At 66.4% G+C, this 25,818-nt stretch carries 9 protein-coding genes; all 9 read right to left on the bottom strand.

The features are described from left to right. Positions 1 to 9: 9 nt before the first annotated feature. The gene (locus D906_RS23885) at positions 10 to 3,102 is read right to left on the bottom strand and encodes a multidrug efflux RND transporter permease subunit (protein WP_027615746.1); all 3,093 of its coding nucleotides are present in this window, start codon (positions 3,100 to 3,102) and stop codon (positions 10 to 12) included. Then, positions 3,099 to 4,262 (bottom strand): efflux RND transporter periplasmic adaptor subunit, encoded by a 1,164-nt coding sequence (locus tag D906_RS23880; protein WP_019099756.1) that lies wholly within the window; start codon positions 4,260 to 4,262, stop codon positions 3,099 to 3,101. The genes D906_RS23885 and D906_RS23880 overlap by 4 nt, the downstream gene beginning before the upstream one ends. 153 nt (positions 4,263 to 4,415) lie before the next feature. After that, positions 4,416 to 5,150: a YkgJ family cysteine cluster protein gene (locus tag D906_RS23875; RefSeq protein WP_027615745.1), complete on the bottom strand. Its 735-nt coding sequence runs from the start codon at positions 5,148 to 5,150 to the stop codon at positions 4,416 to 4,418. Beyond that, entirely contained in the window at positions 5,147 to 5,458 is a 312-nt protein-coding gene (locus D906_RS23870; protein WP_019099758.1) for a hypothetical protein, read from the bottom strand. Before D906_RS23870 ends, D906_RS23875 begins: the two co-directional genes overlap by 4 nt. A gap of 88 nt (positions 5,459 to 5,546) precedes the next feature. Then, positions 5,547 to 6,446 (bottom strand): chemotaxis protein, encoded by a 900-nt coding sequence (locus D906_RS23865; protein ID WP_019099759.1) that lies wholly within the window; start codon positions 6,444 to 6,446, stop codon positions 5,547 to 5,549. A 171-nt stretch (positions 6,447 to 6,617) separates the two neighbouring features. Beyond that, complete coding sequence (locus D906_RS23860) at positions 6,618 to 7,802, bottom strand: HlyD family type I secretion periplasmic adaptor subunit (RefSeq protein ID WP_027609920.1); 1,185 nt, start codon at positions 7,800 to 7,802, stop codon at positions 6,618 to 6,620. Then, positions 7,799 to 9,967 (bottom strand): type I secretion system permease/ATPase, encoded by a 2,169-nt coding sequence (locus D906_RS23855; RefSeq protein WP_019099761.1) that lies wholly within the window; start codon positions 9,965 to 9,967, stop codon positions 7,799 to 7,801. Before D906_RS23855 ends, D906_RS23860 begins: the two co-directional genes overlap by 4 nt. Continuing rightward, positions 9,964 to 11,400 (bottom strand): TolC family outer membrane protein, encoded by a 1,437-nt coding sequence (locus D906_RS23850; RefSeq protein WP_025754800.1) that lies wholly within the window; start codon positions 11,398 to 11,400, stop codon positions 9,964 to 9,966. Before D906_RS23850 ends, D906_RS23855 begins: the two co-directional genes overlap by 4 nt. 63 nt (positions 11,401 to 11,463) lie before the next feature. Further along, the coding region (locus D906_RS23845; RefSeq protein ID WP_110321044.1) for a BapA/Bap/LapF family large adhesin at positions 11,464 to 25,818 on the bottom strand (14,355 nt) is incomplete at its 5' end.

The raw sequence follows: 25,818 nt of genomic DNA, 5'->3' as shown, positions 1-25,818 counted from the left end.
GGTCTTGTCCTAGCTGGCACTTGGCGCTGCCGCACGGGCAGCCTGGCGGCGGTGTAACAGGCGCTCCAGGGCCAAGTATATGACCGGGGTGGTGAACAGCGTCAGGGCCTGGCTCACCAGCAGGCCGCCCACCACTGCAATGCCCAGTGGCTGACGCAACTCGGCGCCGGTGCCGAAGCCGAACATCAGCGGCACCGCGCCCAGCAAGGCTGCCAGGGTGGTCATGATGATCGGACGGAAGCGCGTCAGGCACGCTTGATGAATCGCCTGCTCTGGCGTCAGGCCCTGATGACGCTGGGCTTCCAGGGCAAAGTCGATCAGCAGGATGCCGTTTTTCTTGACGATGCCGATCAGCAGCACCACGCCGATCAGCCCCATGATGCTGAAGTCCTGGCCCATGGCCCATAGCAATATCAGCGCACCCAGGCCGGCCGAGGGCAGGGTGGAAATGATGGTCAGCGGGTGGACGAAGCTTTCGTACAGCACGCCGAGGATGATGTACACCGCCACCAGCGCGGCCAGGATCAACCACGGTTGGCTCGACAGCGAACTCTGGAAGGCCTGGGCCGCGCCCTGGAAGTTGCCGCTGATGGAGTCGGGCATGCCCAGCTCGCGCTGGGTGCGGTCGAGGATGCGCACCGCATCGCCCAGGGCCACGCCGGGGGCCAGGTTGAACGACAGGTTGGCCGCCGGGAACAGGCCGTCGTGGCTGATCGACAAGGGGCCGGTGCTGGGCGGCGCCACGTGGGCGACTGCCGACAGCGGCACCATTTCGTTGCTCAGCGGCGAGCGCAGGTAGAAGTAGTTGAGGCTCTCGGCCTTGCCACGCTGCTGCGCATCCAGTTCCAGGATCACCTTGTACTGGTTGGTGTCGGTCTGGAATTCGCTGATCTGCCGCTGGCCGAAGGCGTCGTACAGGGCCTGGTCGACATCGGTGGTGGTCAGGCCGAAGCGCGCGGCGGCCTGGCGGTCGATGTCGATGCGGGTGACGCTGGCGCCCAGTTGCAGGTCGTTGGACAGGTCGCGGAACGCCGGGTTTTCCCGCAGCCGGTCGGTCAGGCGCTGGGTCCACCGGTTCAGGGCCTCGCCGTCGTTGCTCTTGAGCACGTACTGATACTGGGTGCGTGACGGGCCTGAGCTGAGGTTGATGTCTTGGCCGGCGCGCATGTACAGGACAATGCCCGGTACCTGGGCCAGCTTGGGCCGTAGCCGGTCGATCAGTTCGCTGGCTGACACATCGCGCTCGCCGCGTGGCTTGAGGGCGATCCAGAAACGGCCGTTGGCGATGGTCTGGTTGCTGCCGGTAACGCCCACCGAATGGGAGAACGCGCGCACGGCCGGGTCTGCCCCGATGATCTTGGCCAGCGCCTGGTGCTTCTCGATCATCGACGGGTACGAGACATCCGCCGCTGCTTCGCTGGTGCCCAGAATGAAACCGGTGTCCTGCAGCGGGAAGAACCCCTTGGGGATGGCCACGTAGCCGGCCACCGCCAACGCCAGGGTCACGCCAAACACACCGAGGGTCAGGCGCTGGTGGGCGAGGGCGCGGTTCAGGCCCTTTTCGTACCACCCGACCAGGCGTTCGCCAAAGCCGCCCTTGTGTTCTCCGGGTGGGCGGCGCATGAACAGCGCGCAGAGGGTTGGCGCCAAGGTCAGCGAAACCACCACCGAAATCAGGATGGTGGCCGTGGCGGTCAGGGCAAACTCTTTGAACAGCCTCCCGACCACACCGCCCATGAACAGCAGCGGGATGAATGCGGCAACCAGCGAGAAACTGATCGACACCACGGTAAAGCCGATTTCCCCGGCACCCTTGAGCGCCGCCGTTCGGCTGTCGTCGCCGGCCTCCAGGTGGCGGTGGATGTTCTCCACCACCACGATGGCATCGTCCACCACGAAGCCCACGGAGATGACGATGGCCACCAGGGTGAGGTTGTTCAGGCTGAAACCCAGGATGTACATCAACGCGCAGCTGGCGATCAGCGACACGCCCAGCACGCTGGATACCACCATGGTTGCCGACCACTGGCGCAGGAACAGTGCCATTACCCCGATCACCAGGGCCACGGCGATCATCAGCGTCAGTTCCACTTCGTGCAGTGAGGCGCGGATGGTCTGGGTGCGGTCCTGCAGCACCGACACTTCGACCGAGGCTGGCAGCATCTCTTGCAGTCGGGGCAGGGCGGCCAGCACCCGGTCTACGGTATCGACGATGTTGGCCCCGGGCTGGCGGAAGATCACCAGGTTCAGCCCTGGCTGGTCGCCGGACCAGGCCTTGACGTAGGCGTTTTCGGCACCGTTGATCACCTTGGCCACGTCCTTGAGGTGTACCGGGGCGCCATCGCGGTACGAGACGATCAGTTGCGCGTAGTCCTCGGGGTGGAACAGCTGGTCGTTGGCGGCGATGGTCGACACGCTGTGCTCGCCGTACAGCGCGCCCTTGGCCAGGTTCAGGCTGGTCTGCTGGATGGCCTGACGCAGGTCGGCCAAGGTCAGGCCGATGGCGGCCAGCTTCTCGGGCTGCGCCTGCACGCGGATTGCCGGGCGCAGCTGGCCGGTGATGTTGATCAGGCCCACCCCGTCGATCTGGCTCAGCTGGCGGGCCAGCAGGGTTTCGGTGTAGTCGCTGAGGTCGTTGCCGGGCATCTGGTCGGAGCTGACCGTCAGCACCAGCACCGGGCTGTCGGCCGGGTTGACCTTGCGCCAGGTTGGCGGGTTGGGCAGGTCTTGCGGCAGGCGCGCAGTGGCGGTGTTGATCGCCGCCTGCACTTCCTGGGCGGCGGTGTCGATGTTCTTGTCGAGGGTGAACTGCAGGATCAGGGTGGTCGAGCCCAGCGCGCTGCTGCTGGTCATCTGGGTTATGCCGGGGATGGCGCTGAACTGCACCTCCAGCGGCGTGGCCACCGATGAGGCCATGGTTTCCGGGCTGGCGCCGGGCAGCTGGGCGGTCACCTGGATGGTCGGGAAGTCCGCCTCCGGCAACGGCGCCACCGGCAGGCGTGGGAAGGCGATGGCCCCCAGCAGCACCAGGGCAAAGGTCAGCAGCAGGGTGGCGATGGGGTGGTCGATGCACCAGGCGGAAACACCGTTGCGCGTGTTCATGGCTGGCTCCGGCGGTCGGCCATTTCCGACGGCGCGGGAGCATCAGGCGTTACCTCGACCCGCGCGCCCGGCTTGAGCCTTGACTGGCCATCGAGCACCAGGCGCTCGCCCGGCTTGACCCCGGCAATGATGTTCAGCCCGCTGTCCTGGTACAGCACCTTCACCGGCACGCTGGTGACCTTGTCGCCGTCCAGTCGGTAGACGAAGTGCCCGTCGACGCCGCGTTGCACCACCGGCGGCGGCACCACCAAGGCGTTTTCTTCCACGGCGGTGCGCAGGCGGATGGTGACCAGCTGGCCCGGCCACAGTCGGCCGTCCTTGTTGTCGAACTCGGCCTTTACCCGCACGGTACCGGTGGTGCCGGAAATCTGGTTGTCGATCAGTGCCAGGTGGCCTTCACCGAGCAGGCTGCGGTCGCCGTCGGCATCCATGTAGGCCTGCACCAGCGCCGGGGTAGGTGCCTTGAGCAGGCTTTGCAGGGTTGGCAGCATCTGCTGCGGCAGGGCGAATTCGACGGCGATGGGGTCGATCTGGGTGACGCTGAACAGGCCTTGGGTATCGCTGGTGCGTACCAGGTTGCCTGGGTCGACATTGCGGATGCCGACGCGCCCGGTAACCGGTGAACGGATCTGCGTGTAGGAAAGCTGCACTTCTGCGTTGGCGATGGCGGCCTGGTTGCCCTTGACGGTGGCCTGCAACTGGTTGACCAGCGCCTGTTGCTGGTCGAGGGTCTGCTTGGATACGCCGTCGTCGCTGCTGAGCAGGCGGTAGCGCTTGAGGTCGACGCCGGCCACCTGAATCTGAGCTTGGCTTTGGCCGAGCTGGGCGCGGGCCTGGTCGAGGCTGGCGCGGATGCTGCGGTCGTCAAGGGTGGCGAGCAGGTCGCCTTCCTTGACCCATTGCCCTTCCTTGACCAGCACCTGGGTGAGCACGCCCTCGACTTGTGGCCGCACCTCGACGCTGTGCAGCGACTGAACTGTCCCGATGGCGCTGGCGTACCGCGGCACGTCCTGCTGGGCGACGCTGACCACGCGCACGGGGATGGCCGCCTGCGCACGGGCAGCGGGTGCAGGCTGGCGCTGGCTGTACCAGCTGCCCGCTACCACCAGGACAAGAAGCGTCAGGGCGGCGAAGATGACAGAGCGGGACGGACGTCGCATCGGTGCGGGCACCTTGGCCAGAAGGGAGGGAAGGGCTGTCTGTATACAGCTTATAGCCCCCGAACCGGGTCGGCAGCGTGACCGCTGGCTGACAGCGCTGTCAGTTTCGCTCACGGCAGAATGCGATCCCGTGTAGGCGCGCGTAGGTTTTGCCTAGAAACCAATAAAGGCGTAATACACCGGAGTTTCGCTGGTAGTGCGCAAACCAAGCCCCTGCAAACTCGCGACCAGCGCCTCATCCTGCACATACAAGGTCCACTGCCCCCCGTGATCCCCCTGCACCTGCGCCAGCGCAGTGGCAAATGCCCCCATATCCGGCAGGTAAGCTGTAAAACCATTCCCCTTGAGCGCACTGGTGGTCATGCCCAGCGCCTGGCACACCGCCACCTTGGCAGCAATGTCATCCCGGTCGGCCTGCCGTGAGGCTTGCACCAGCGCTTCCAGCTCCGCATCGACCAGTTGCGTACCGTGGATCAGTTCCGGCCCCTGCTGCCAGGCTTCTGGCGGGCAGTCCTTGTTGTCCGGGCGCAGCGGAATGTGTGGGTTGATCTCTACCGGGTAGATGCGACAGACCAGCGGGCGCTGGTCGTAGATCGTGCAAAGGTCGTTGTCGTCGAGGTTGCGGCAGCGCCCGGGGTTGAAGGCGGCAAAGGTTACTGACACGCGTGCTTCGCCGTTACCGCAGTGCACGGGATGGGAGCGGCGCATGACATGCTCGCGCTGTTCAGCCGGCATGCCGGGGCCGTCGGCGATGAACGCCTCGATCAGCACCACTACCTGGCCGGCATCGTCCGCCCAGCGTCGCGCTTCATCAAGCGTCAACGGTACATGGTGGCCCGTGCAGCATTTGCCGCAACCGGTACAGCCAAATCGCAAGCTGTCGGTCACTTGGCCTCCGGGCTCCACTCGCTGACAAAGGCACGCTGGTGCTGGCGATCGTACAGGCACAACTCCGTGCCGGTGCGCTGCTGCATGTGCTTCTGTGGGTAGACGCCTTCGATCAGCAGCGCGCTCATGCCCACCTGGTCATCGAACTCGGCGAGCTTGCCACGGGCGTGGGCGTCCTTGAACTGGCTGGCGGCCAGGCAGGCCTTGAGCATCTGTTGGCGCTGCTCGTTCCAGGCCTGGCTGCTGGAGGCCTGTGCGATACCGCTGAAGAGGGCGCAGCTGATCAGGATGGAGCTGAAAAACTTCATACGCAGTTCCGGCAGTTTTCTTCCGAGGGGCGCGAATTATGCCCGACTCACCCCCGGCGGCAAGCCGGGGAAGTTGTCGCTGAATATATCAGCGCTCGGTGAACACCACGGTACGCGCGGCCACCACCAGACAATCGGTCAGCTCCGGTGAGGAGAACTTGGTGAGGATGGCGTTGGCCCCTGCCTGGGTTGCCTTTTCGCTGCTCATGGCGCTGTCCAGCGAGGTGTGCAGCAGCACGTACAGGTGCTGGAAGTCGGGCGTTTCGCGCAAGGTGCGGGTGAAGGCGTAGCCGTCCATCTCGCTCATTTCGATGTCGGAGACGATGATGTTGATCTCCTGCGCGGTGCCTTGCAGCTCCAGCAGTACATTGATGGCATCCTTGGCGCTGCGCGCGGTGTGGCATTCGATGCCCAGGTTGCGCAGGGTGTGCACCGACTGCTGCAGGGCTACCTGGCTGTCGTCCACCACCAGGATATTGGCGGCGGCCAGCAGGCTGGCGTCTTCTTCGCTCAAGGTGCCGTGATGCGGCTCGGCCACCGGTGGGGCGATGGCATGGATGACTTTTTCGATGTCCAGCACCTGCACCAGGGTGTTGTCCACGCGGGTTACGCCAGTGATGAACGAGCGGTTGCCTGAGCCAAAGGGCGGCGGTTTGATGTCGGTGCTCAGGCAATGCACGATGCGGCTGACCGCCTGCACATGCAGGCCTTGGCGCGACCGGCTGATCTCGGTGACGATCAGGCAGCCGCCGTCCGGGTCGGCCAGGGGCCGCTCGCCAATGGCGCGGGACAGGTCGATGACCGACAGCGAATGGCCGCGCAAGGTCGCCACGCCTTTTACGTGGGGGTGCGCCTCGGGCAGCTTGGTCAGCGGCGGGCAGGGGATGATCTCGCTGACCTTGAGCAGGTTGATTGCCATCAACTTGCCGCTGCGCAGGGTGAACAGCAGCAGGGACAACGAGTCCGCGCGGGCATTTTGCGTGGCCATGGTGACCTTCGGTGGGGAACAGGGGATAACCGGTTATCGGCCCTTTGGTGGATGGCTTTAGGGTGCTGATGGAAGTTGATGGGTTCGCCTTGGTTTTGTTGTTGTCGATTCGACCGAGCGCCGCGCGGGCGGCGCTCGGTCGCACCAGCAACACAAAAATCACGTCGTACTCTAGCGTTCGCGCAGGGCCTCCCTGGCCCGGTTCAGTGGCTTGATCAGGTAATCCAGAATGGTCTTCTCCCCGGTGCGGATATCCACCGTGGCCACCATCCCCGGCACAATTGCAAAGTGCTTGCCGGCCTTGTTCTGCAAGCTGTCCTGCTCGGTACGGATGAACACCCGGTAGTAGTAGATCTCGGGCTTCACTTCATCCTGCAAGGTGTCCGGCGAAATGCCCACCACCTTGCCATCCAGCCCGCCGTACACCGAATAGTCATAGGCACTGATCTTGACCTTGGCCGCCTGGTCCGGGTGAATGAAGGCAATGTCACGCGGGGCAATGCGGGTTTCGATCAGCAGGCGTTCGTCCATCGGCACGATCTTCATCACCTGGCCCCCGGGCTGCACCACGCCACCCAGGGTGTTGACCTCGATGTCCTTGACGATGCCACGTACTGGCGAACGCAAGGTCAGGCGGGTAAGCGAGTCGCTGCGCCCGCGCACCACTTCCGACAGGCTGTCGGCCTCGGCGCTGGCCTTGGCCAGTTCTTCCCGGGCCCGCACCAGGTAGTCGGAGCGGGCTTCGTTGGCCTTCAGTTCAAGCTCTGAACGCTGGCGGTTAAGGCGGATCACTTCGACCCGGCTCGAAGCGCCCATCTTGGCCAGGTTTTCGGTGATCTTCAGTTCACTGCGCACCAGTTGCAGTGAGTCCTGGATGCCCGCCAGGGTTTGCTCCAGGCCGCGACGGCGGGTCTGGTACAGCGCGGTTTCGGCGTCGATCAGCTCGGGCGAGTCGCGCAGGCTGTCGGGGAAGGTCAGCGGCTTGCCGGTCACCTCCGCCTGCAGGCGAGCCTGGCTGGCCTTCGCGGCGCGGTACTTGGCTTCACTTTCGCCAACGCTGGAGGCGGTCTTGGTCGGGTCGAGCTGGGCCAGCACCTGGCCGCGCTCGACCAGGTCGCCCTCGGCCACGCTCATCTGCGCCACGATGCCACCCTCGAACGACTGGATCACCTGCTCCCGCGAACTGGGGATCACTTTGCCAGTGCCGGTGGATACCTCGGTCACCTCGAACCAGGCGGCCCAGGCCAGGAACGCGGCCAGCATCAATGCACAAATCGTGATGATACGTCCGGCGCGGAATACCGCCTGGTCGTCCTGCCCATCCAGGTAGGAGGCCGGGAGTTCATGGTTGCTCATGCCTGGGCTCCTTGCAGTTTGGCCAGCGCGGCATCGCGGGTGTCATCGATGACAATGCGCCCGCCGTCGAGCACGAGGATGCGGTCGACCCGTTGCAGCACGCTCAGGCGGTGCGTGGCGATCACCAGAGTGCGGCCCTGGCAGAAGCGTTCGAGGTTATCCAGCAGCTTGCGCTCGGTCATGTCGTCCAGCGAGGCGGTGGGTTCGTCCAGCAGGAGCACTTGCGGTTGGCGTACCAGAAGGCGGGACAGCACCAGGGCCTGGCGCTGGCCGCCCGACAAACCCAGGCCACCTTCCAGGATCAGGTGGTCCATGCCCTTGGGCAGGCGGCGCACGAAGTCCAGTGCGCCGGTGGCCGCCAGCGCGGCCACCAGTTCCTGGTCGCTGGCCTGGCCGGCACCGAGGGTGAGGTTTTCCCGCAGCGTGCCGTGGAACAGGCGCGCGTATTGCGGCAGTAGACCCACGTCACGGCGCAGGTCGGCGGGGTCGAGGTGGGCCAGCGCGATGCCGTCCAGGCTGACGTCGCCTTGCACCAGGTCCATGGCCCCGCCCAGGGCTTGCAGCAGGGTCGACTTGCCAGCGCCATTGCGCCCGAGCACGGCAATGCGCTCGCCCGGTTGAATGTCCAGTTGGCCGATATTCAGTACCGGCGGCGATTCTTCGCTGTAGCGGAAGTTGGCCTGGCGCAGGCGATACTCGCCACGAATGGCTGGCAAGTGTACGCGGGCTTCACCTTCGGGGTGGTCGACCGGCGACTGCATCAGTTTATCCAGCCCTTGCAGGGCCACCTTGGCTTGTTGCCAGCGGGTCAATACATGGGTCAGTTGCGCCAGCGGCGCCATCATCCGCGACGACAGCATCGACGCCGCCACCAGGCTACCGGTGGTGAGGTCGCCGGCGATCACCATGGGCGCGCCGATCACGATGACCACGGCAAACACGGCGCCCTGTACGTTCTGCGTCCAGGTCACCAGGCCATTGGTGAGGGTGCGCAGGCGCAGGTTGGTGTGGGCGCAGGCCGCGTTGTACTGGTTCCATTGCCGCTCGAAGCGCGCCTCGGCTTGCAGTGCCTTGATTTCGTCCAGGCCCTGGATGCTTTCCACCAGCATGGCGTTGCGCAGCGCCGACTCGCGCATGGAGGCGTTGGCCAGCCGCGCCAGGCGCCGCTGTGCCAGCACCCCGGGCACTACCATGGCCAGCAGTGCGACCAGCGGGATGAACACCAGCACGCCGCCGATCAGCCAGAACACCAGCAGGAACAGCAGGAAGAACGGCAGGTCGGCCAATACCGTGGCCGTGCTGGAGGTGATGAGGTCGCGGATCGATTCCAGCTCGCGCAGTTGCGAGATGAACGACCCGGTGGACTTCGGCCGCACCGAGTTGCGCAGGCGCAACGCATGCCCGTAGACCAAGTCGCTCACCCGCAGGTCGGCACGCTTGCCGAGCAGGTCAGTTACCTTTAGCCGTAGCAGGCGCATGCTGAAGTCGAACACCAGCGCCAGCACCACGCCGCCAAACAGCACGTACAGGGTAGGCAGCGATTCGGCCGGGATTACCCGGTCATACACCTGCATCGAGAACAGCACCCCCGCAAGGGCCAGGACGTTAGCCACCAGCGAGGCGACCATCACTTGCCCATACGGGCGCAGGTCGCGCAGCACGATGCGGGCGAACCAGTGGCGGTCGTAGGGCGCGGTGTAGTCGTCGGTGCGCACGTCGCGCAGCGGCCGTGCCGGGCGCAGCAGGGCGACGCGGTTGATGCGGCCTTTGAGGCTGTCACGCGGCAGGCGTGAGGTCAGGCCCTGGTCGCCGGCAAATACCACCGCCAAATCGTCTTCTTCAGTGACTGACTCGACCACGGCCAACTGGCCGTCATCCAGCTCCAGCACCAACGGGGTGCGCCATTGCCGCAAGCCCTTGGCATCGAAGCGCACGAAGCGCAGGGCCAGCCCAGCCTGACGCGCCATGTGGCGGAGGATTTCGTCCAGCGGGCGGGCGTCCTCGACGGCGGCCAGGCGGATGCGTTGTGGTGACACGTCCAGGCGGTAGTGATGCGCTACTTGCAGCATCACCTCCAGCCATGGCCCAAGGTCTGGCCGGTGAGCCGCTTCGGGCGCAGCAGCGGGCGCCTGGTTAGGCAGGGTTACATTGATGGAATCGGTCATGGCTGGATCTCCACCCCTTGCAGGTTGCGCCCCTCAAGGCCAAAGGCCGTGCGCAGGGCGCCGGTGTTGTACAGGCAGTCGACATCCAGGCGCAGCAGGTCGGAGCGGGTGCCGGCGAGTTCGAAGCGTGACTGGTAGATCTCCTGCTCGGCGTTGAGCAGGTCGAGAAGGGGCCGCGTGCCCAGGTCCAGGTACTGTCGGCCGTACAGCATGCGCGCTTCCTGGATGCTCGCCTGGCGCGCCTCCAGCGACGTCAGCCGCCGGCCCAGCCCGGAGGTTTGCGCCATGGCCTCGGCCAGGCCGCGACGGGCCTGCAGGCGTGCCGCATCCTCGGCGGAGTCGGCGGCGGTCAGCGCGTGGCCTGCAGCGCGTGTGCGGGCGCTGATGGCGCCGCCCTGGTAGATGGGCACCTCGACGTTCAGGTAGATGCCGGCCTGGGTGCGGTCCAGGCGCGCGTTGTCGCGGTTGTAGTCGTCGTCCAGGTAGTGGTTGACCTGGGGTTGCAACGACAGGGTCGGGTAGGCCTCGGCCTTGGCCTGGGCCAGTTCGGCCTGGCCTTGGGCGCGCTGGGCCAGGGCCATCAGCACGGCGGGCAGGCGATCATCGCCCTGCGAGGGCCGCTTGCAGGCCTGGTTCAGCTCGGGCGGTGCCTGCTCGGTCAGCGCTGGTGGGGTAACGCGCCCCATCAGCGCCGCCAGGGTGGAACGCCAGCGTTCATACTGCGACTGGTATTCCTCCAGCGTGGCGCGTGCGCTTTCCACGCGGGACTCGGCTTGCACCACGTCGGAGCGGGTGCTGGCGCCCATGTCGCTGCGCTGACGGGCCATGCCGGCAATGTCGCCGACCCCGCGAATCTGGTCGCGGGCGATGGTCATCAGTTGTTCGTAGCGGCGGGTTTCGATCCAGGCGTAGGCCGTGTCGCGGGCCAACTCGTCGACCACCAGCAGGATGTTGGCCTGGGCGCGGGCGGCGGCGGCCTGGGCCGCGCTGACGGCACTGTCTACCTTGCCGAAGTCGTAGAGCATCTGCTTGAGCGACAGGTTCAGTGCCTGGCTGTTGCGGTCACCGCCGTAACCGGTGTCATAGCCGGTGCGGATACCGCCGGAAATCTGCGGGTAATACCCCGCACGGGCGACGTTGATGCCTTCACCCTGCTTGTACAGGTTGCCGATGGCCTCGGCGATGCTGGGGTGCCATTGCGCGGCTTGCAGCACCGCGTCGGTCAGCCCCAGGCGCTCGCCACTGGCCACCGGGGCCATGCCGATAGCGGGGCGGGCGGGTACCGCTTCGGGCGCATCGCGTAGCAGCGATGGCCCGATCTGGCGCAGTTGTGGGTCGATGTCGTCGGCTGCCTGGGCGGCCGGATGGAAGTTCAGCACCAGGAGCCCGAAGGCGCCCAGCAACAGCGGTGACAGCGGACTGCTTCGCTTCACATAGTTCCCTTACTGCTGGTCGTCCATGCCGCCGGGCGCGTGCCCGGCGGGTTTGCAGCGGCCTCAGACCACATGGATACCGTTCTGCACCCACAGGTGATGGCTCGGATCCTCCTGGGCCGTGTATTGGTTATAGTCGATGCCGTCGGCGGTTTGGTTCCCGACCAGCGTCCAGTTGTCTGTCATGTGAACCGTGTCTTTGTCGTCCCCCTTGATGATCAGTGTGTCGTTGCCGGTTTCGGTGATGGCCACCACGTCCGCCAGGTTCAGGGTCAGCGCCACCGCGCTGGTGTCGTTGAGGTCGATGACTTCGATGTCATGCACCCGATCGGCCAGGTTGCCCAGGTCGATGCTGGCATCGCCGCCGCCCCACAGCAGGGTGTCGGTCCCTGTGCCGCCCTCGACGCTGGCGAAGTTCTGGTCGACCACCACCAGGGTGTCGTCCCCTGCGCCACCCTGCAGGGTGATATGGCCACCCTGGCTTCCATCGAGGTGGTCATTGCCGTCGGTGCCGGCGATCACCTCTGTGGAAGCGGATGCGGCCACACTGGCCAGTGCTACCCCTTCGTCACCGGTATCGGAGAGCAGCGACATCGTGCTGGTGAGACCAGCGGCGTTGTCCAGGTTGATGGTGAGTGTTGCGGTGTCGGTGGTGCCGTTGGGGTGGGTCAGCTCGTAGGTGAAGGTGTCGTGCTGGCCGACGGCTGTCGACGTGAGCCCTGAGTTGAGGGTGTAGGTGTAGCTGCCGTCGGCATGCACCAGCAGCGTGCCGTAGGTGCCCGCCACGCTCACCCCGTTATAGCCCGGGATGGTGTAGGTGTTGGCCGCCGTCAGCACGCTCAGCACGGTCAAGGCCGAACCCACGGTGTCATCCGCGAGCAGGTTGCCGGTTGCCGTGGTCGCGCTGCTGACCACGAACTCGGTGAGGTGCGTGGTGGTGGCGTTCACGCTGGTGGTGATGGAACTGAGCAAGCCGATGCCGCCCGCTGTAACGCGTATGTGGTAGGTACCCGTCCCCTGGTTCTGGAAGGTATAAGCCGCACCGCCCCCCAGCAGGCTGACCAATGAGCTGCCAGGCACCGACTGCACCAGCACATACTGGCCGGTGGCCGGATTGAGCTTGAGCAACTCGATGGTGGTGCCGTTGAGCAGGCTCAACAGGTTGGTGGAGTTGACCACCACTTGCAGGTTTGCCGTGGTATCGGCTGCAACCGCGGTGGTGTAGGTGGCCTGGCGCGTGCCAATTACCGGCAGGCTCAGCGTGCCCAGCGAGCTGCTGCTGGTGTCTACACGGTTGACCAGGGTCAGGTGGCTGAAGCCGACGTCGTTGACGGCATCTACCACTGTGGCCGGCGCACCGTAGTTGATGTCGCTCCACACCTCCGTGGCCTGCGGGCTGTCGATACGCACATACAGGTTGGCGGAGTCGGACAGGCCGTTCGCATGCACCAGCTGGTAGCTGAACACATCGACCTTGCCGACACTGCTCGGGCTGCCGTTTGGCGTGTAGGTGTAGCTGCCGTCCGCGCGGATCACCAGGGTGCCGTACAGGCCTTGTACCGTGGTGGCGCTGCCGGCCGCGACATAACTGCCGTCCTTGAACACCTGGAGCACGGCGGCGCTGTCCGGGCCACGTGCATCGACAGTGCCATCGGTGCCCACATCGGTGATGACGTTGCCGGTGGTGGCGGTGCCTGTCCCGGTGAACTCGGTCAGGCTGGTGGCCGTGATGTCCAGCGAAGTGGTCACGTTGGTGATCAGGCCAATACCGCCACTGCCCACGGTCAGGCGGTAGTCACCGGCTTGCAGGGTACCGATATCGACCTGCAGGCCGAGTGGTAGCACGATCAGGTCGAGCAGGCCCTGGGTGTTGCCGGTGGCAAGCGTCACCCAGGCGCCCGTAGCGTCTTTCACTTGCAGGGTGAACGTGGAGTTGTTGAGCAGCGCCAGTACGCTGTTGGTGGTCAGTGTCAGGGTCGGGTCCACCGTGGTGCCGGCGGCTACGGTCCAGGTGTAGGTCTTGGTGAAGCCCGACAGCAGGGTGGTGAAGCTGTCGGTGTAGGTCTTGGTTGCAGTGACCGGTACCAGGTTGACCGTTGCCGTTGCCAGGTTGTCGCTGGCGATGACCGGGGCGTTGGCATCCACATCGGGCGCGGTGATGGTGACGTTGCCCGACACGTTGCCACGCGGGTCGGTGAGGCCGACCGAAAGGACCTGGCCGTTGTCCTGAGGTGGGCTCAGGGTCACGGTGAAGCTGCCGTTCGGTTGTACGGTCGCGGTTTGCAGCACGGTACCGCTGGCGCTGCGCACAGTGACGGTGGCGCCTGCTTCGCCGGTGCCGGTGAGGGTACTGCCGTCGGCACTGATCTGCAGGTTTCCGGCCACTGCAGGCGGGGTCAGGTCCGGTGCAGTCAGGGCGGTGCCGGTAGACACGTTGCCGGCACTGTCGGTGAGGGTGACGCTGAGCGCCTGGTTGTCGATTTGCGCGGCAGCCAAGCTGACTACGAACAGGCCGTTGGTGCCCACCGTTGCGGTACCCAGGACGGTGCCGGCACTATTGCGCACGGTGACGGTGCTGCCGACCTGGCCAGAGCCGCTGACCAAGGTGCCGTTGGCGTTGATGACCGCCACCGGGGCTGCGGGCGGCGTGGTGTCCGGTGCGGTCAAACTGGTGCTGGCGGACAGGTTGCCGGCTGCATCGGTCTGGCGCACCACCAGCAATTGCCCATCGTTCTGTGGCGAGGTCAGGGTGATGCTGAAGGAGCCGTTGGCTTGCACCACGCCGGTACCCACCTGGCCACTCGGGCCTTGCACGGTGACGGTAGCGCCTGCTTCGCCGTTACCGGTCAGTACCGTGCCTGTGCCGTTGATGGCCACGTTGGTCGGCACGGCTGGCGGCTGGACATCGACTGCCGTGTAGCTGGTGCTGCCAGACGCGTTGCCTGCGGCGTCGGTCTGGCTCACGCCCAGTACCTGGCCGTTGAGCTGCGCCGCGTTGAGGTTGACGGTGAACACGCCACCGCCATTCACCAACGCCGTTCCAAGCACGTTGTTGCTGGCATCACGTACGGTCACTGTGGCACCGGCCTCACCGGTACCGGTAAGCACCAGGCCATTGGCCGACAGGCTGGTAACCACCGGGTTGGCCGGTGGGGTGATGTCGGCCGCTTGCAGGAAGACCGGCTGCGATTCGCCGCCCAGCAGGGAGACTGCCGTCACCGAGATGTGCTGGCCGTTGAGTTGAGCCGCGTTCAGCGTGATGCTGAAGCTACCCGTTCCGATGTTGGCGGAGCCTGAACCGATCAGGTTGCCGGCAGCATCGTAGACGCGAATGCTTGCGCCGGCTGCGGCCGTACCGGTCAAGGTAAGGCCGTCGCTGCCCAGTATCGCATTGGTCGGTGGTTCGGGTGGCGGTACCAGAGGGGTGATGTACGTCACGGCCCCTGAGGTATTGGTACCGTCGGACTGGCTCACGGAGAGGAGTGCGGCTGAGCCCGGCGTCGGCGAAAGGTTTATCTGGAAGTTGCCAGCGGCATCCACCAGACCGGTCCCGATCACGGTGCCGGTGGGGCCACCGATTCTGACGGTGACCGTGGCATTGGCTTCGCCCCTGCCGGTTAACGAGCTATAGGTATTGTCGATCGCCAGGTTGGTCACCACGGCGGGTGGCGAGGTGTCGTTGGTCTGGTAGCTGGCGGGTATCGAGGCATTGCCGGCAGCATCCGTGGACACCACGGTCAGCAGTTGGCCATTGTTCTGAGCCGGGTTGATGGCAACGGTGAACTCGCCATTGCCACCCACCACCACTGTACCCACGAGGCTGTTGTCAGGGCCACGAACAGTGATGGTGGAACCGGCTTCCGCCGTACCGGTCATCGACGTGCCTGCCGGGTTGAGCAGCAGGTTGCCTGGCTGCACCGGTGCTGTCAGGTCTGGCGCGGTTACCTGCAAGGGCGCCGACGGGTTGCCGGTGGCGTCCTGGGCGATCACCGTCAGTACCTGGCCATTGATTTGCGGGTTGTTCAGGTCGAGCACAAAGGTGCCGTCCGGGTCGACTGTGACCTGGCCCAGCAGGTCGCCGTTGTTGTTGACCACGGTGACGCGGGTGCCGGCTTCGGCGGTACCGATCAGTTGGGTGCCGCTGTCGTTGAGGCTGGCGATCACGGTGGCCGGCGGGGTGATGTCCAGCGCCGTGACCGTGCTGACCGTCGATACATTGCCGCTGCTGTCGGTCAGGGTGACCTGCAGCAGTTGGCCATTCAGTTGCGGGGTATCCAGCTCGACCACGAAGGTGCCATTGGCAGCCACCACGGCAGTGCCGATCTGTGTGGTGCCGACATACACGCGCACGGTAGCGCCCGCTTCGCCGACACCGCCCAGTTCATCGCCTGCCACACTGAGCTGCAGCCCGGTTGCGGCGGCGGGGGGCGTATAGTCCGGTGCTTGAACGGTGACCGGCAAGCTGATGTTGCCGGGTGGGTCGGCCTGCTGCACCGACAGCACCTGGTGGTTGATTTGCGCGGGCGAAAGCTCGACGCGGAAGGTGCCGTCTGCCAGCACTGTGCCGGTACCCAGCACGGTGCCGGCGGCATTGCTGACGGTGACCGTCGCGCCTGCTTCGCCCAGGCCGCTGACCACACTGCCGTCGGCGTTGATCACCACGGCGGTAAGGGGAGCTGGCGGTGTGAAGTCCGGGGTTTGCAGGGTGGCCACGGCCGACACGTTGCCGGTGGCATCGGCCTGGGTGAAGCTGAGCAGTTCGGCGTTGCCCAACGCCGGGGTGAGGGTGATGGTGAAGTGGCCGCTGGCATCGACGGTGGCGCTGCCGATTGGCTGGCCTGCCGGGTTGGTGACGGTGACCAGCGCGCCCACTTCGCCGCGGCCGGTGATGGTCACGCCATCGCTGGATATTGCCAGCGCGGTGGGTGCTGCGGGTGCCGTGGTGTCCGGTGCAGTGATGGCACTGGCGGCGGACTGGTTGCCGGCGGCATCGGTCAGCACCACCTGCACCTGCTGGCCGTTGGCCTGAGGCGAGGCGAGGTTGACCTGGAACGTGCCGTCGGCGCGTACCGTTGCGTTGCCCAGCACCGTGCCGTCGGCGGCCAGCACGCGAACAGCAGCCCCCGTTTCACCGGTACCGTTGAGCAGGCTGCCACCGCCAGCGAAGGCCAGGTTGCCAGCCGCATCCGGCGCCACGCGGTCGGGGGCGGTCAGGCTGACGCTGTTGGACTCGTTGCCGGCCACATCGGACTGGCTGGCGCTGAGCTGTTCGCCGTTGATCTGCGCGGCGCTGAGGTTGACGCTGAAGTTGCCGCTGGCATCGACCACGGCGGTGCCCAGGTCGATCCCTCCTTCGCCGATGACGGTGACGGTGGCACCTGGCTCACCGCGCCCAGTGAGTACCAGGCCGTCGTTGGACAGCACCAGGTTGGTCAGTGGTTGCGGTGCCGTGGTGTCCGGTGCCTGCAGGGTCGCCGGCAGCGAGACTGCGCCGTCGCTGCCGGTGGCGCTTACCTCCAACCGTTCGCCGTTGGCCTGGGCGCCGCCGAGGTTGACGGTGAAGGTACCGTCGTTGGCTACCGGGCTGCTGCCCAGCAATACGCCGTTGGGGCCATACACCTTGACCGTGCTGCCCACCGTCGCGGTACCGGTCACCGACAGGCCGTCGGCGGCCAGTACCAGGTTGTCCGGTGTCGCCGGTGCCAGAAGGCCCGGCGCGGTGACGTTTTGTGCAGGGGAGACGTTCTGTGCGGCGTCGGCCTGGACCACGCTCAGGCTTTCACCGGTGATCGCGGCTGGCGACAGGGTGACGCTGAAGTGGCCGTCGGCGCCGACCGTGGCGGTGCCCAGCACGGTGTTGTCGGGTGCCCGTACGGTGACGGTCGCACCGGCTTCGCCATTGCCTGTCAGGGTGGTGCCACTGGCAGACACCGCCAGGTTGGTAACGGCCGCTGGCGGCGTGGTATCGGCTGCGGTGTAAGGCGCGGCCGGTGAAACGTTGCCGGCCGCGTCGGTAGCCGTTACCTGCAGGGTCTGCCCGTTGGTCTGGGCGCTGTTCAGGGTGACCTGGAAGGTGCCGTTGCTGCCGGTTGTCGCCGTGCCCAGCACGTTGCCGCTGGCATCGCGCACGGTCACGGTGCTGCCGGCTTCGGCGTTACCGGACAGTTGCAGCCCGGTGGCGGCGAGGGCCAGTGCAGTCGGTGCAGCGGGTGGGGTGAAGTCCGGCGCGGTAACGGCCACGGCGGCAGAGGTGTTGTTGCCTGCGTCGGTCTGCGTAACGCTCAGGTGCTGGGCGTTGAGCTGGGCGCTGTTCAGGGTGAGGGTGAAGCTGCCGTTGGCGGCCACCAGTCCAGTGCCGATGATGGTACCGTCCGGGCCGCGCACGGTGACTGTGGCACCCGCTTCGCCCAAGCCGGTCAGGGTCAGGCCGTTGTTGTTCAGCACCACGTTGGTGAGTGGGGTCGGTGGGGTCAGGTCCGGGGTGGCCACATTGACGGCTGGCGAGGTGTTGCCGGCGGTATCCACTTGCGTCACGCCGATGGCCTGGCCGGTGGCTTGCGGGGTGTCGAAGGTCACGGTGAAGCGACCGTCGGCGCCCACCGTGGCCGTGCCCAGCAACGCACCGGCGGCGTTGCGCACCTGCACGGTAGCCCCCACTTCGCCACTGCCGGACAGCTGCCGGCCGTCCTGGCTCAGCTCCGGATTGGTGATGGCGGCAGGCGGCGTGCGGTCTGGCGTCGTCAGGCTGGCCGGGCCGGAAATGTTACCGGCGGCATCGCTGAGGGTGACTTGCAACGCGCTGCCGCTGGTTTGCGCGCTGGGCAGTGTGATCTGGAACTGCCCACTCTGGTTGACGGTGCCGGTGGCCAGGATGGCACCACTGGCATCGCGTACGGTCACGGTGGCGCCGGCTTCGCCCTGGCCGCTGAGCACGGTGGCCGCGCTGTTGAGGCTGAGGTTGCTGGCGGCCAGCGGTGCCTGCAGGTCAGGGGCTTGCAGGGTGGCCGCGAGCGAGACGTTACCCGCCGCGTCGGCCTGGGTCACGATCAGGTTCTGGCCGTTGGCGACAGCGGGTGAGAAATCGATGCTGAACAGGCCGTTGCTGCCGACGGGCGCGGTTCCCAGGAGATTGCCCTGCGCATCGGTCACGCGCACGGTAGCACCCACTTCGCCTTGGCCTGTCAGCGTGCTGCCGGTGGCGTTGAGGACGACTTGGGTCGGTGCGTTTGGCGCCGTGGTGTCGTTGGCCACGACAATGGCTGGCACCGAAGGCTGGCCATCGACGGTAGCCTTGGCGCTGACCTGCAAGATCTGGGCGTTGAGCTGGGCGTTCTGGAAGAACACCCTGAAGGTGCCATCGCTGCCGACCGTGGCGGTGCCCAGGGTGGTGCCACCGGAGGTCACGGTAATCAGCGAGCCGACCGTACCTTGGCCGGTCAGCAGGAAGCCGTCGGCACTGATGGACAGGGCCGAAGGTGTGGCCACCTCGGTGCCGGTCGGGCCGGCAAGTGGCACTTCGGAGGATTCATTGCCGGCAGGGTCGATCACCACCACATCGACGGTTTCGCCGGTGGCCAGTGGCGGGTCGACGTCAACCACGAAGGTGCCGTCTGGCCCGACGGTTATCGTGCCGCGCACGCCGCTACCATCCTGATTGCGGATTTCCACTGTGCTCCCAGGTTCCGCGCTACCTCCCACTGTGCTGCCATCCGGGCTCACGGTCAGGCCGGTGGCCGCATCCGGGTCGGTTGTATCCGGGGCGTTGACGGAGACCGGAGCAGAGTCGTTACCGGCTGCATCGGTCACCACCACGGTCACCGTCTGGCCATTGGTCAGCGGGGTATCCAGCGGTACGCTGAAACTGCCATCCGGATTGACGGCCACCACGACCACATTGCCATTCCCGTCGTCCACGGACACTGAGTTGGCGCCAGGCGCATTGCCGGTGACGGTGCTGCCGTCCGGACTGACCAGCACGCCCGTGGGCACTGCCGGTGGCGTGATGTCCGGCGCATTGATCTGGCCGGGAAGGGACACATTGCCGGCAGTATCGGTCAGGGTCACGTTGAGTGACTGGCCGTCCAGTTGGGCGGGCGAGAGTGGCACGGTGAAGCTGCCACCTGCCGGCACGACGATGGTACCCACCAGGGTGCCGTCGGTAAGCCGCACTTCCACCGTGGACCCTGCTTCACCAGTACCCTGGATGGCGTTGCCGCCTGGGGTGATGGTGAGGCCGCCCGGCGCTGTTGGCGCGCTGCTGTCATCGGCGGTGAAACTGGCAGACGGTGAGGCATTGCCATCGCCATCGATCAACACCACCGACAATACTTCGCCGTTGGTCTGGGCGGGGGCGAGTGGTACTTCGAACGTGCCGTCGGGCTCCACCTGAATGGTACCCAGCAGGTCGCCTGCCGCGTTGCGAACTTCTACCGTGGTGCCTGCCTCGCCCTGGCCGCTGAGCAGTGTGCCGGTCGGATCCAGGCCCAGGCCTTGCGCTGGCAGCGGTGCCTCCAAGTCAGGCGCGGTCACGGTGCCGGCTGGGGAGTCGTTGCCGGCGCTGTCCGCCTGGGTCACAGACAGCGTCTGGCCATTGAGCTGGGGCGGGTCGATGCTCACCAGGAAGCTGCCGTCTGGCTGAACCGTGGCGGTGCCCAGCACGGTACCTGCTGTATTGGTAACACTCACCTGCGCACCTGGCTCGCCACTGCCGGTGATGGTCCTGCCATCGCCAGACAGGGTCAGGCCGGTCGGGGTTGCCGGCAACTCGGTGTCCGGTGCCGGCAGGTCGGCCGCCGCCGACAGGTTGCCGGTTGGGTCACGCTGCTCCACGGTCAGTGCCTGGCCGTTGGTCTGTGGTGGAGTGAGGATGATTTCGAATGCACCATTCGGGCCTGCCACGGCACTGCCCAGCACGCTGCCATCCGGCCCACGCACGGTCACGGTGGCGCCAGGTTCGCCGCTACCAGTGACCGTGGTGCCTGTGCCATCGATGGTCGGGTTGGTGACCGCCTGCGGCGGCGTGGAGTCGGGTGCGGTGAAACTCACCGGGCCGGCGCTGTTGCCCAGGTTGTCGGTGGCCTCGACGCTCAGGCTCTCACCATTGCGCTGTGGCGCATTGAGGGTGACGTCGAACTTCCCGTCTGCACCCACTATGGCGGTGCCCAGCACGTTGCCGTTGGCATCGCGCACGGTGACGATGGAGCCGCTTTGGCCCTGGCCGGTCAGGTGAATGCCTGCGGTATCGATGGCCATCCCCGAGGGTTGCAGCGGGCCATCCAGATCGGGGGCAATGACGGTGGCGGTCGAGGTATTGCCGGCCGCGTCGCGCAGCACCACGTCCAGTTCCTGGCCGTCGGTTTGCGGCGGGTTGAGCACCACGCTGATCACGCCGTCGGCGCCGACCTGGGCGTTGCCCAGCACGACACCCTGGGCGCTGATGACCTGCACGGTGGTGCCCGGCTCGCCGCGGCCAGTGAGCAGGCTGCCATCGGCGCTCAGTTGCAGCTGGCTGGCTTCATTGGGTGGAGTGATGTCAGGGGCGGTGACCTGGGTCGGCAGTGACGCGTTGCCGGCACCATCCACAGCCACCACATCCAGGGTTTCGCCGTTGGCTTGTGCCGGGGTCAGGCCGATGGTGAAGCTGCCGTCCGGACCTGCCTGTGCGCTGCCCAGCACATTGCCCTGCGCGTCACGCACCTGCACCTGCGTGCCCGTCGGTGCGGTACCGGAAACGCTGGCGCCATCTGCGCTCACCACGACACCGCTGGGGCTCTCGGGCAGCGGTGCATCGGCAACCGTCACGCTAAGCCCTACCGATGTATTGCCGGCGGCATCGGTCTGCACCAGCACCAGGGTTTCGCCCGCCGCCAACGGCGTTTCGAGGTCGACCACGAAGGTGCCATTTGGCGCGACGGTGCCGGTGCCGAGCACCGTACCCTGCGCATCACGCACTTCCACCGTGGCACCGGGTTCGCCACGGCCAGACACGGCCAGGCTGCCATCGGCGGCCACCACGTCAGTGACGAGTGTCGGTGCCGTGATGTCCGGGGCCACATAGCTCAGCGGTACAGAGGTGTTACCTGTCGCATCGGTCACGGTAATGGACAGTGTTTCGCCATTGGCCTGTGGCGGGTTCAGGGTCAGGCTGAAGCTGCCATCCGGCTGGGCGATGGCGCTGCCGATCAGGTTGCCCAAGCCGTCTTTCACCTCTACCCGGGCACCGCCTTCGGCAGTACCGGTCAGGGTGTCGCCATTGGTCAACACCAAGCCCGTTGGTTGCAGGGGGGCCACAAGGTCTGGCGCGGTCAGTGGGCCAGGTGTGGAGACGTTGCCGGCGGCATCGGTCAGGGTCACCTGCAGGGAGGAGCCATCCACCACTGGGGTTGGCAACTGCACGTTGAAGCTGCCATCGGGTTGAACGGTGCCGCTCACCAGCACTTGGCCCTGGTCGTCGAGCACTTTGACGGTGGCACCCACTTCGCCGCGGCCTGAAACCGTACGGCCGTCGGCGCTGATCACCAGGTTGGTGGCTGGCGCCGGCGGCGTGGTATCGCCGCCGTTATCGATGACCGGCGCGGTAACGGTACCGGCTGTGGAGGCATTACCTGCGGCATCGGTGGCGGTTACCTGCAACTGTTCGCCTGCCACTTGCGGCGGGGTGAGGCCAATGCTGAAGGCCCCGCTGGCGCCCACCACGACACTGCCCAGCAGGGTAGTGCCGTCGGCGGCCAGCACGCGTACGGTGCTGCCGGCTTCGGCGCGCCCGGTCACTGCGCTGCCATCGGCGCTGACGGCCAGTTCACTTGGCGCGGCTGGGGCGGTGATGTCCGGCGCAGTCACTTGTGTCGGCAGTGACGAGGCCCCGTTGGTGTCGATGGCGATCACATCCAGCAGCTGGCCGTTGGCCTGGGCTGGGGTGAGCACAACGGTGAAGGTGCCCCCGGCACCCACTACGATGCTGCCAACCAGGTTCCCATTGGCATCGTGCACTTCCACACGGCTGCCGACTGGCGCCGAACCGCTGATGCTGGTGCCGTCCGCCGCGAACACCAGGTCGCTCGGGCTGGCCGGCGTGGTCACCAACGGTACGTCGAAGGTCAAAGCTTGGGAAGCGTTGCCGCTTGGGTCGGTCTGCACCAGGCTCAGGCGTTCGCCCGGCAGCGCGGCCGGGTCGAGGTCGAGCACGAAGGTGCCGTTGCCGGTCACCGTACCTGTGCCGATCAGTGTGCCATTGGTGTCCCGCACCTCAACGGTGGCACCGGCCTCACCGCGACCGCTCAGGGTCAGGCCATCGGCACCGACCACGATATTGCTGACCTGCGCAGGTGGGGTGATGTCCGGGGCGTTGAATTGCAGCGGCGTCGAGGTATTGCCGGCGGCGTCCACCAGGCGGATGTCGAGGACTTCGCCATTGGCCTGGGCGGGGGACAGGGTAACGCTGAAACTGCCGTTCGGGTTGACCACACCGGTACCGATCACGGTGCCTGAGGTGTCGCGTACTTGCACAGTGGCGCCAGGTTCACCGCTACCGGTCAAGGTAACGCCGCTGGCCAGGTCGAGGCCGGTGGGCTGAGCAGGGGACTGCAGGTCTGGGGAGGCCACCGTGCCTGGAGTGGAGGCATTGCCGGCGGCATCGGTCAGCACCACTTGCAGGGTGCTGCCATCGTTGACGGGCGGTGTCAGGGCGATCTGGAAGGTGCCGTCCGGGTTGACCGTGCCGCTGGCCAGCACGTTGCCTTGGGCATCGCGCACCTGCACGGTGGCACCCACCTCGCCACGGCCGCTCAGCTGGCCACCGGCCAGGCCAACGACCAGGTTGGTCGGCGCCAGGGGTGGCGTGGTATCGACACCGTCGATGTCGGGGGCTGTGACGCTAGCGGCGCCGGAAGCATTGCCGGCGGCGTCGGTGGCGGTGACTTGCAGCACTTCACCGTCCACTTGTGCCGGGGTGAGGGTGATGCTGAAACTACCGGTCGCACCCACCACCGCCGTGCCCAGCACCGTAGTGCCGTCGGCAGCCAGAACGCGCACGGTGCTGCCCACTTCGGCACGGCCGGTGACAACGGTACCGTTGGCATTGATCGCGAGTTCGCTTGGCGCGGCTGGCGCGGTGATGTCTGGCGCGCTGACCTGCACCGGCAGCGACGATGCCCCTGTGCCGTCGATGGCCACTACATCCAGCAGTTCGCCGTTGGCCTGGGCCGGGTTGAGGATGACGGTGAAGGTGCCATCGCCGCCCACCACCACGCTGCCGACCAGGATGCCGTTGCCATCACGCACTTCCACACGGCTGCCCACCGGGGCAGAACCGGTGAGGCTGGTGCCATCGGCGGCAACCACCAGGCCGCTTGGGCTATCGGGGGCAGTGGTCAGTGGTACTTCATACTGCAAGGCTTCGGACGCGTTGCCGCTCGGGTCGGTCTGTACCAGGCTCAGCACGGCGCCTGGCTGGGCTGCCGGGTCGAGATTGACCGTGAAGGTGCCGTTGGCTCCGACCGTGGCGGTGCCGATGACGGTACCGCCCGCATCACGCACTTCGACGGCTGCACCCGCTTCGCCGCGACCGCTGAGCACCAGGCCACTGGCACCGACCACGACATTGCTGACGGCAGCAGGCGGGGTGATGTCGGGGGCGTCGAACTGCAGTGGCGCCGAGCTGTTGCCGGCGGCATCCACCACCCGCACATCCAGCGCCTCGCCATTGGCCTGGGCGGGGAACAAGGTGACGCTGAAGGTGCCGTCTGCGTTGACCAGGCCGGTGCCGATCACAGTGCCGGCGCTATTGCGCACCTGCACGGTGGCACCGGGTTCGCCGCGGCCGGTGAAGGTGACACCCTCGGCCAGGGCCAGGTCAGTAGGTTGCGCAGGGGCCTGCAAGTCCGGCGAAGTGACTGAACCGGGTTGCGAGACGTTGCCAGCGGCATCGGTGAGGGTGACTTGCAAGGTACTGCCGTTGTTCACGGCAGGAGCCAAGGTCACCGTAAATGTGCCGTCGGGGCTGACCGTACCGGTTGCCAGCACAGTACCTGCGGCGTCACGCACCTGCACGGTAGTGCCGGCTTCGCCACGCCCGCTCAGCTGGCTGCCGGCCAGGCCGACCACCAGATTGGTTGGTACGTCGGGTGGCGTGATGTCGCCACCGTCGATGTCTGGGGCGGTGACTGAACCTGCCGTCGAGGTGTTGCCTGCCGCATCGGTGGCGGTGACTTGCAGCACTTCGCCGTCCACTTGTGGCGGGCTGAGGGTGATGCTGAAGCTGCCGGTAGCGCCAACCACGACGCTACCCAGCACGGTAGTGCCATCGGCGGCCAGTACCCGCACGGTGCTGCCCGGTTCGGCACGGCCGGTGAGCACGGTGCCGTCGGCGCTGACAGCCAGTTCGCTCGGGGCGACCGGCGCGGTAATGTCTGGCGCGGTGATTTGCGTTGGTAGTGACGATACACCCGCATCATCGACGGCCACGACGTCCAGCAGTTCGCCATTAGCCTGGGCGGGGGCCAGAACGACAGTGAAGCTGCCATCAGGGCCGGCCACGATACTGCCGATCAGCGTGCCGTTGGCATCGTGCACTTCCACGCGGGTGCCGGCCGGCGCCGTGCCGCTGATGCTGGTGCCGTCCTCGGCGAACACCAGATCGCTGGGGCTGGCCGGGGCGGTGGTTACCGGAACTTCGAACTGCAGCGCTTCGGAGGCGTTTCCGCTGGGGTCGGTCTGCACCAGGCTCAGTTGTTCGCCGGGCTGCGCGGCCGGGTCAAGGTCGATCAGGAAGGTGCCGTTGGCACCCACTACGCCTGTGCCGATTACCGTGCCGTTGGCATCACGCACTTCGACGGTGGCGCCGGCTTCGCCACGCCCGCTCAGGGCCTGGCCGCCGTTGCCGACCACGATGTTGCTGACCGCCGCGGGCGGGGTGATATCCGGGGCATCGAACTGCAGCGGGGCAGAAGTGTTGCCGGCCGCGTCCACCAACCGAACGTCCAGCGCTTCGCCGTTGGCCTGGGCTGGGTTAAGGGTAACGCTGAACAGGCCATCGGCGCCCACCACACCCGTACCAATGATGGTGCCAGCGGCATCACGCACCTGCACGGTGGCGCCCGGCTCGCCGCGACCGGTGAAGGTCACGCCATCGGCCAAGGCCAGGTCGGTGGGCTGTGCTGGAGGCAGCAAGTCCGCCGAGTTTACTGAGCTGGGCGGCGATACGTTGCCGGCAGCATCGGTCAGGGTGACTTGCAGAGTGCTGCCGTCGATCACGGCAGGGGTCAAGGACACCACAAAGGTACCATCCGGCCCAACGGTGCCAGTCGCCAGCAGGTTGCCCGCAGCGTCACGGACCTGCACGCTGGTGCCGGCTTCGCCACGGCCAGTGAGCTGGCTACCGGCCACGCCGATCACCAGGTCGGTCGGTGCTGCGGGTGGCGT

The organism is Pseudomonas sp. LAIL14HWK12:I1 (assembly GCF_003202095.1).
GTDB classification, from domain to species: domain Bacteria; phylum Pseudomonadota; class Gammaproteobacteria; order Pseudomonadales; family Pseudomonadaceae; genus Aquipseudomonas; species Aquipseudomonas monteilii.
This window is presented reverse-complemented; position numbering and strand designations above follow the sequence as displayed.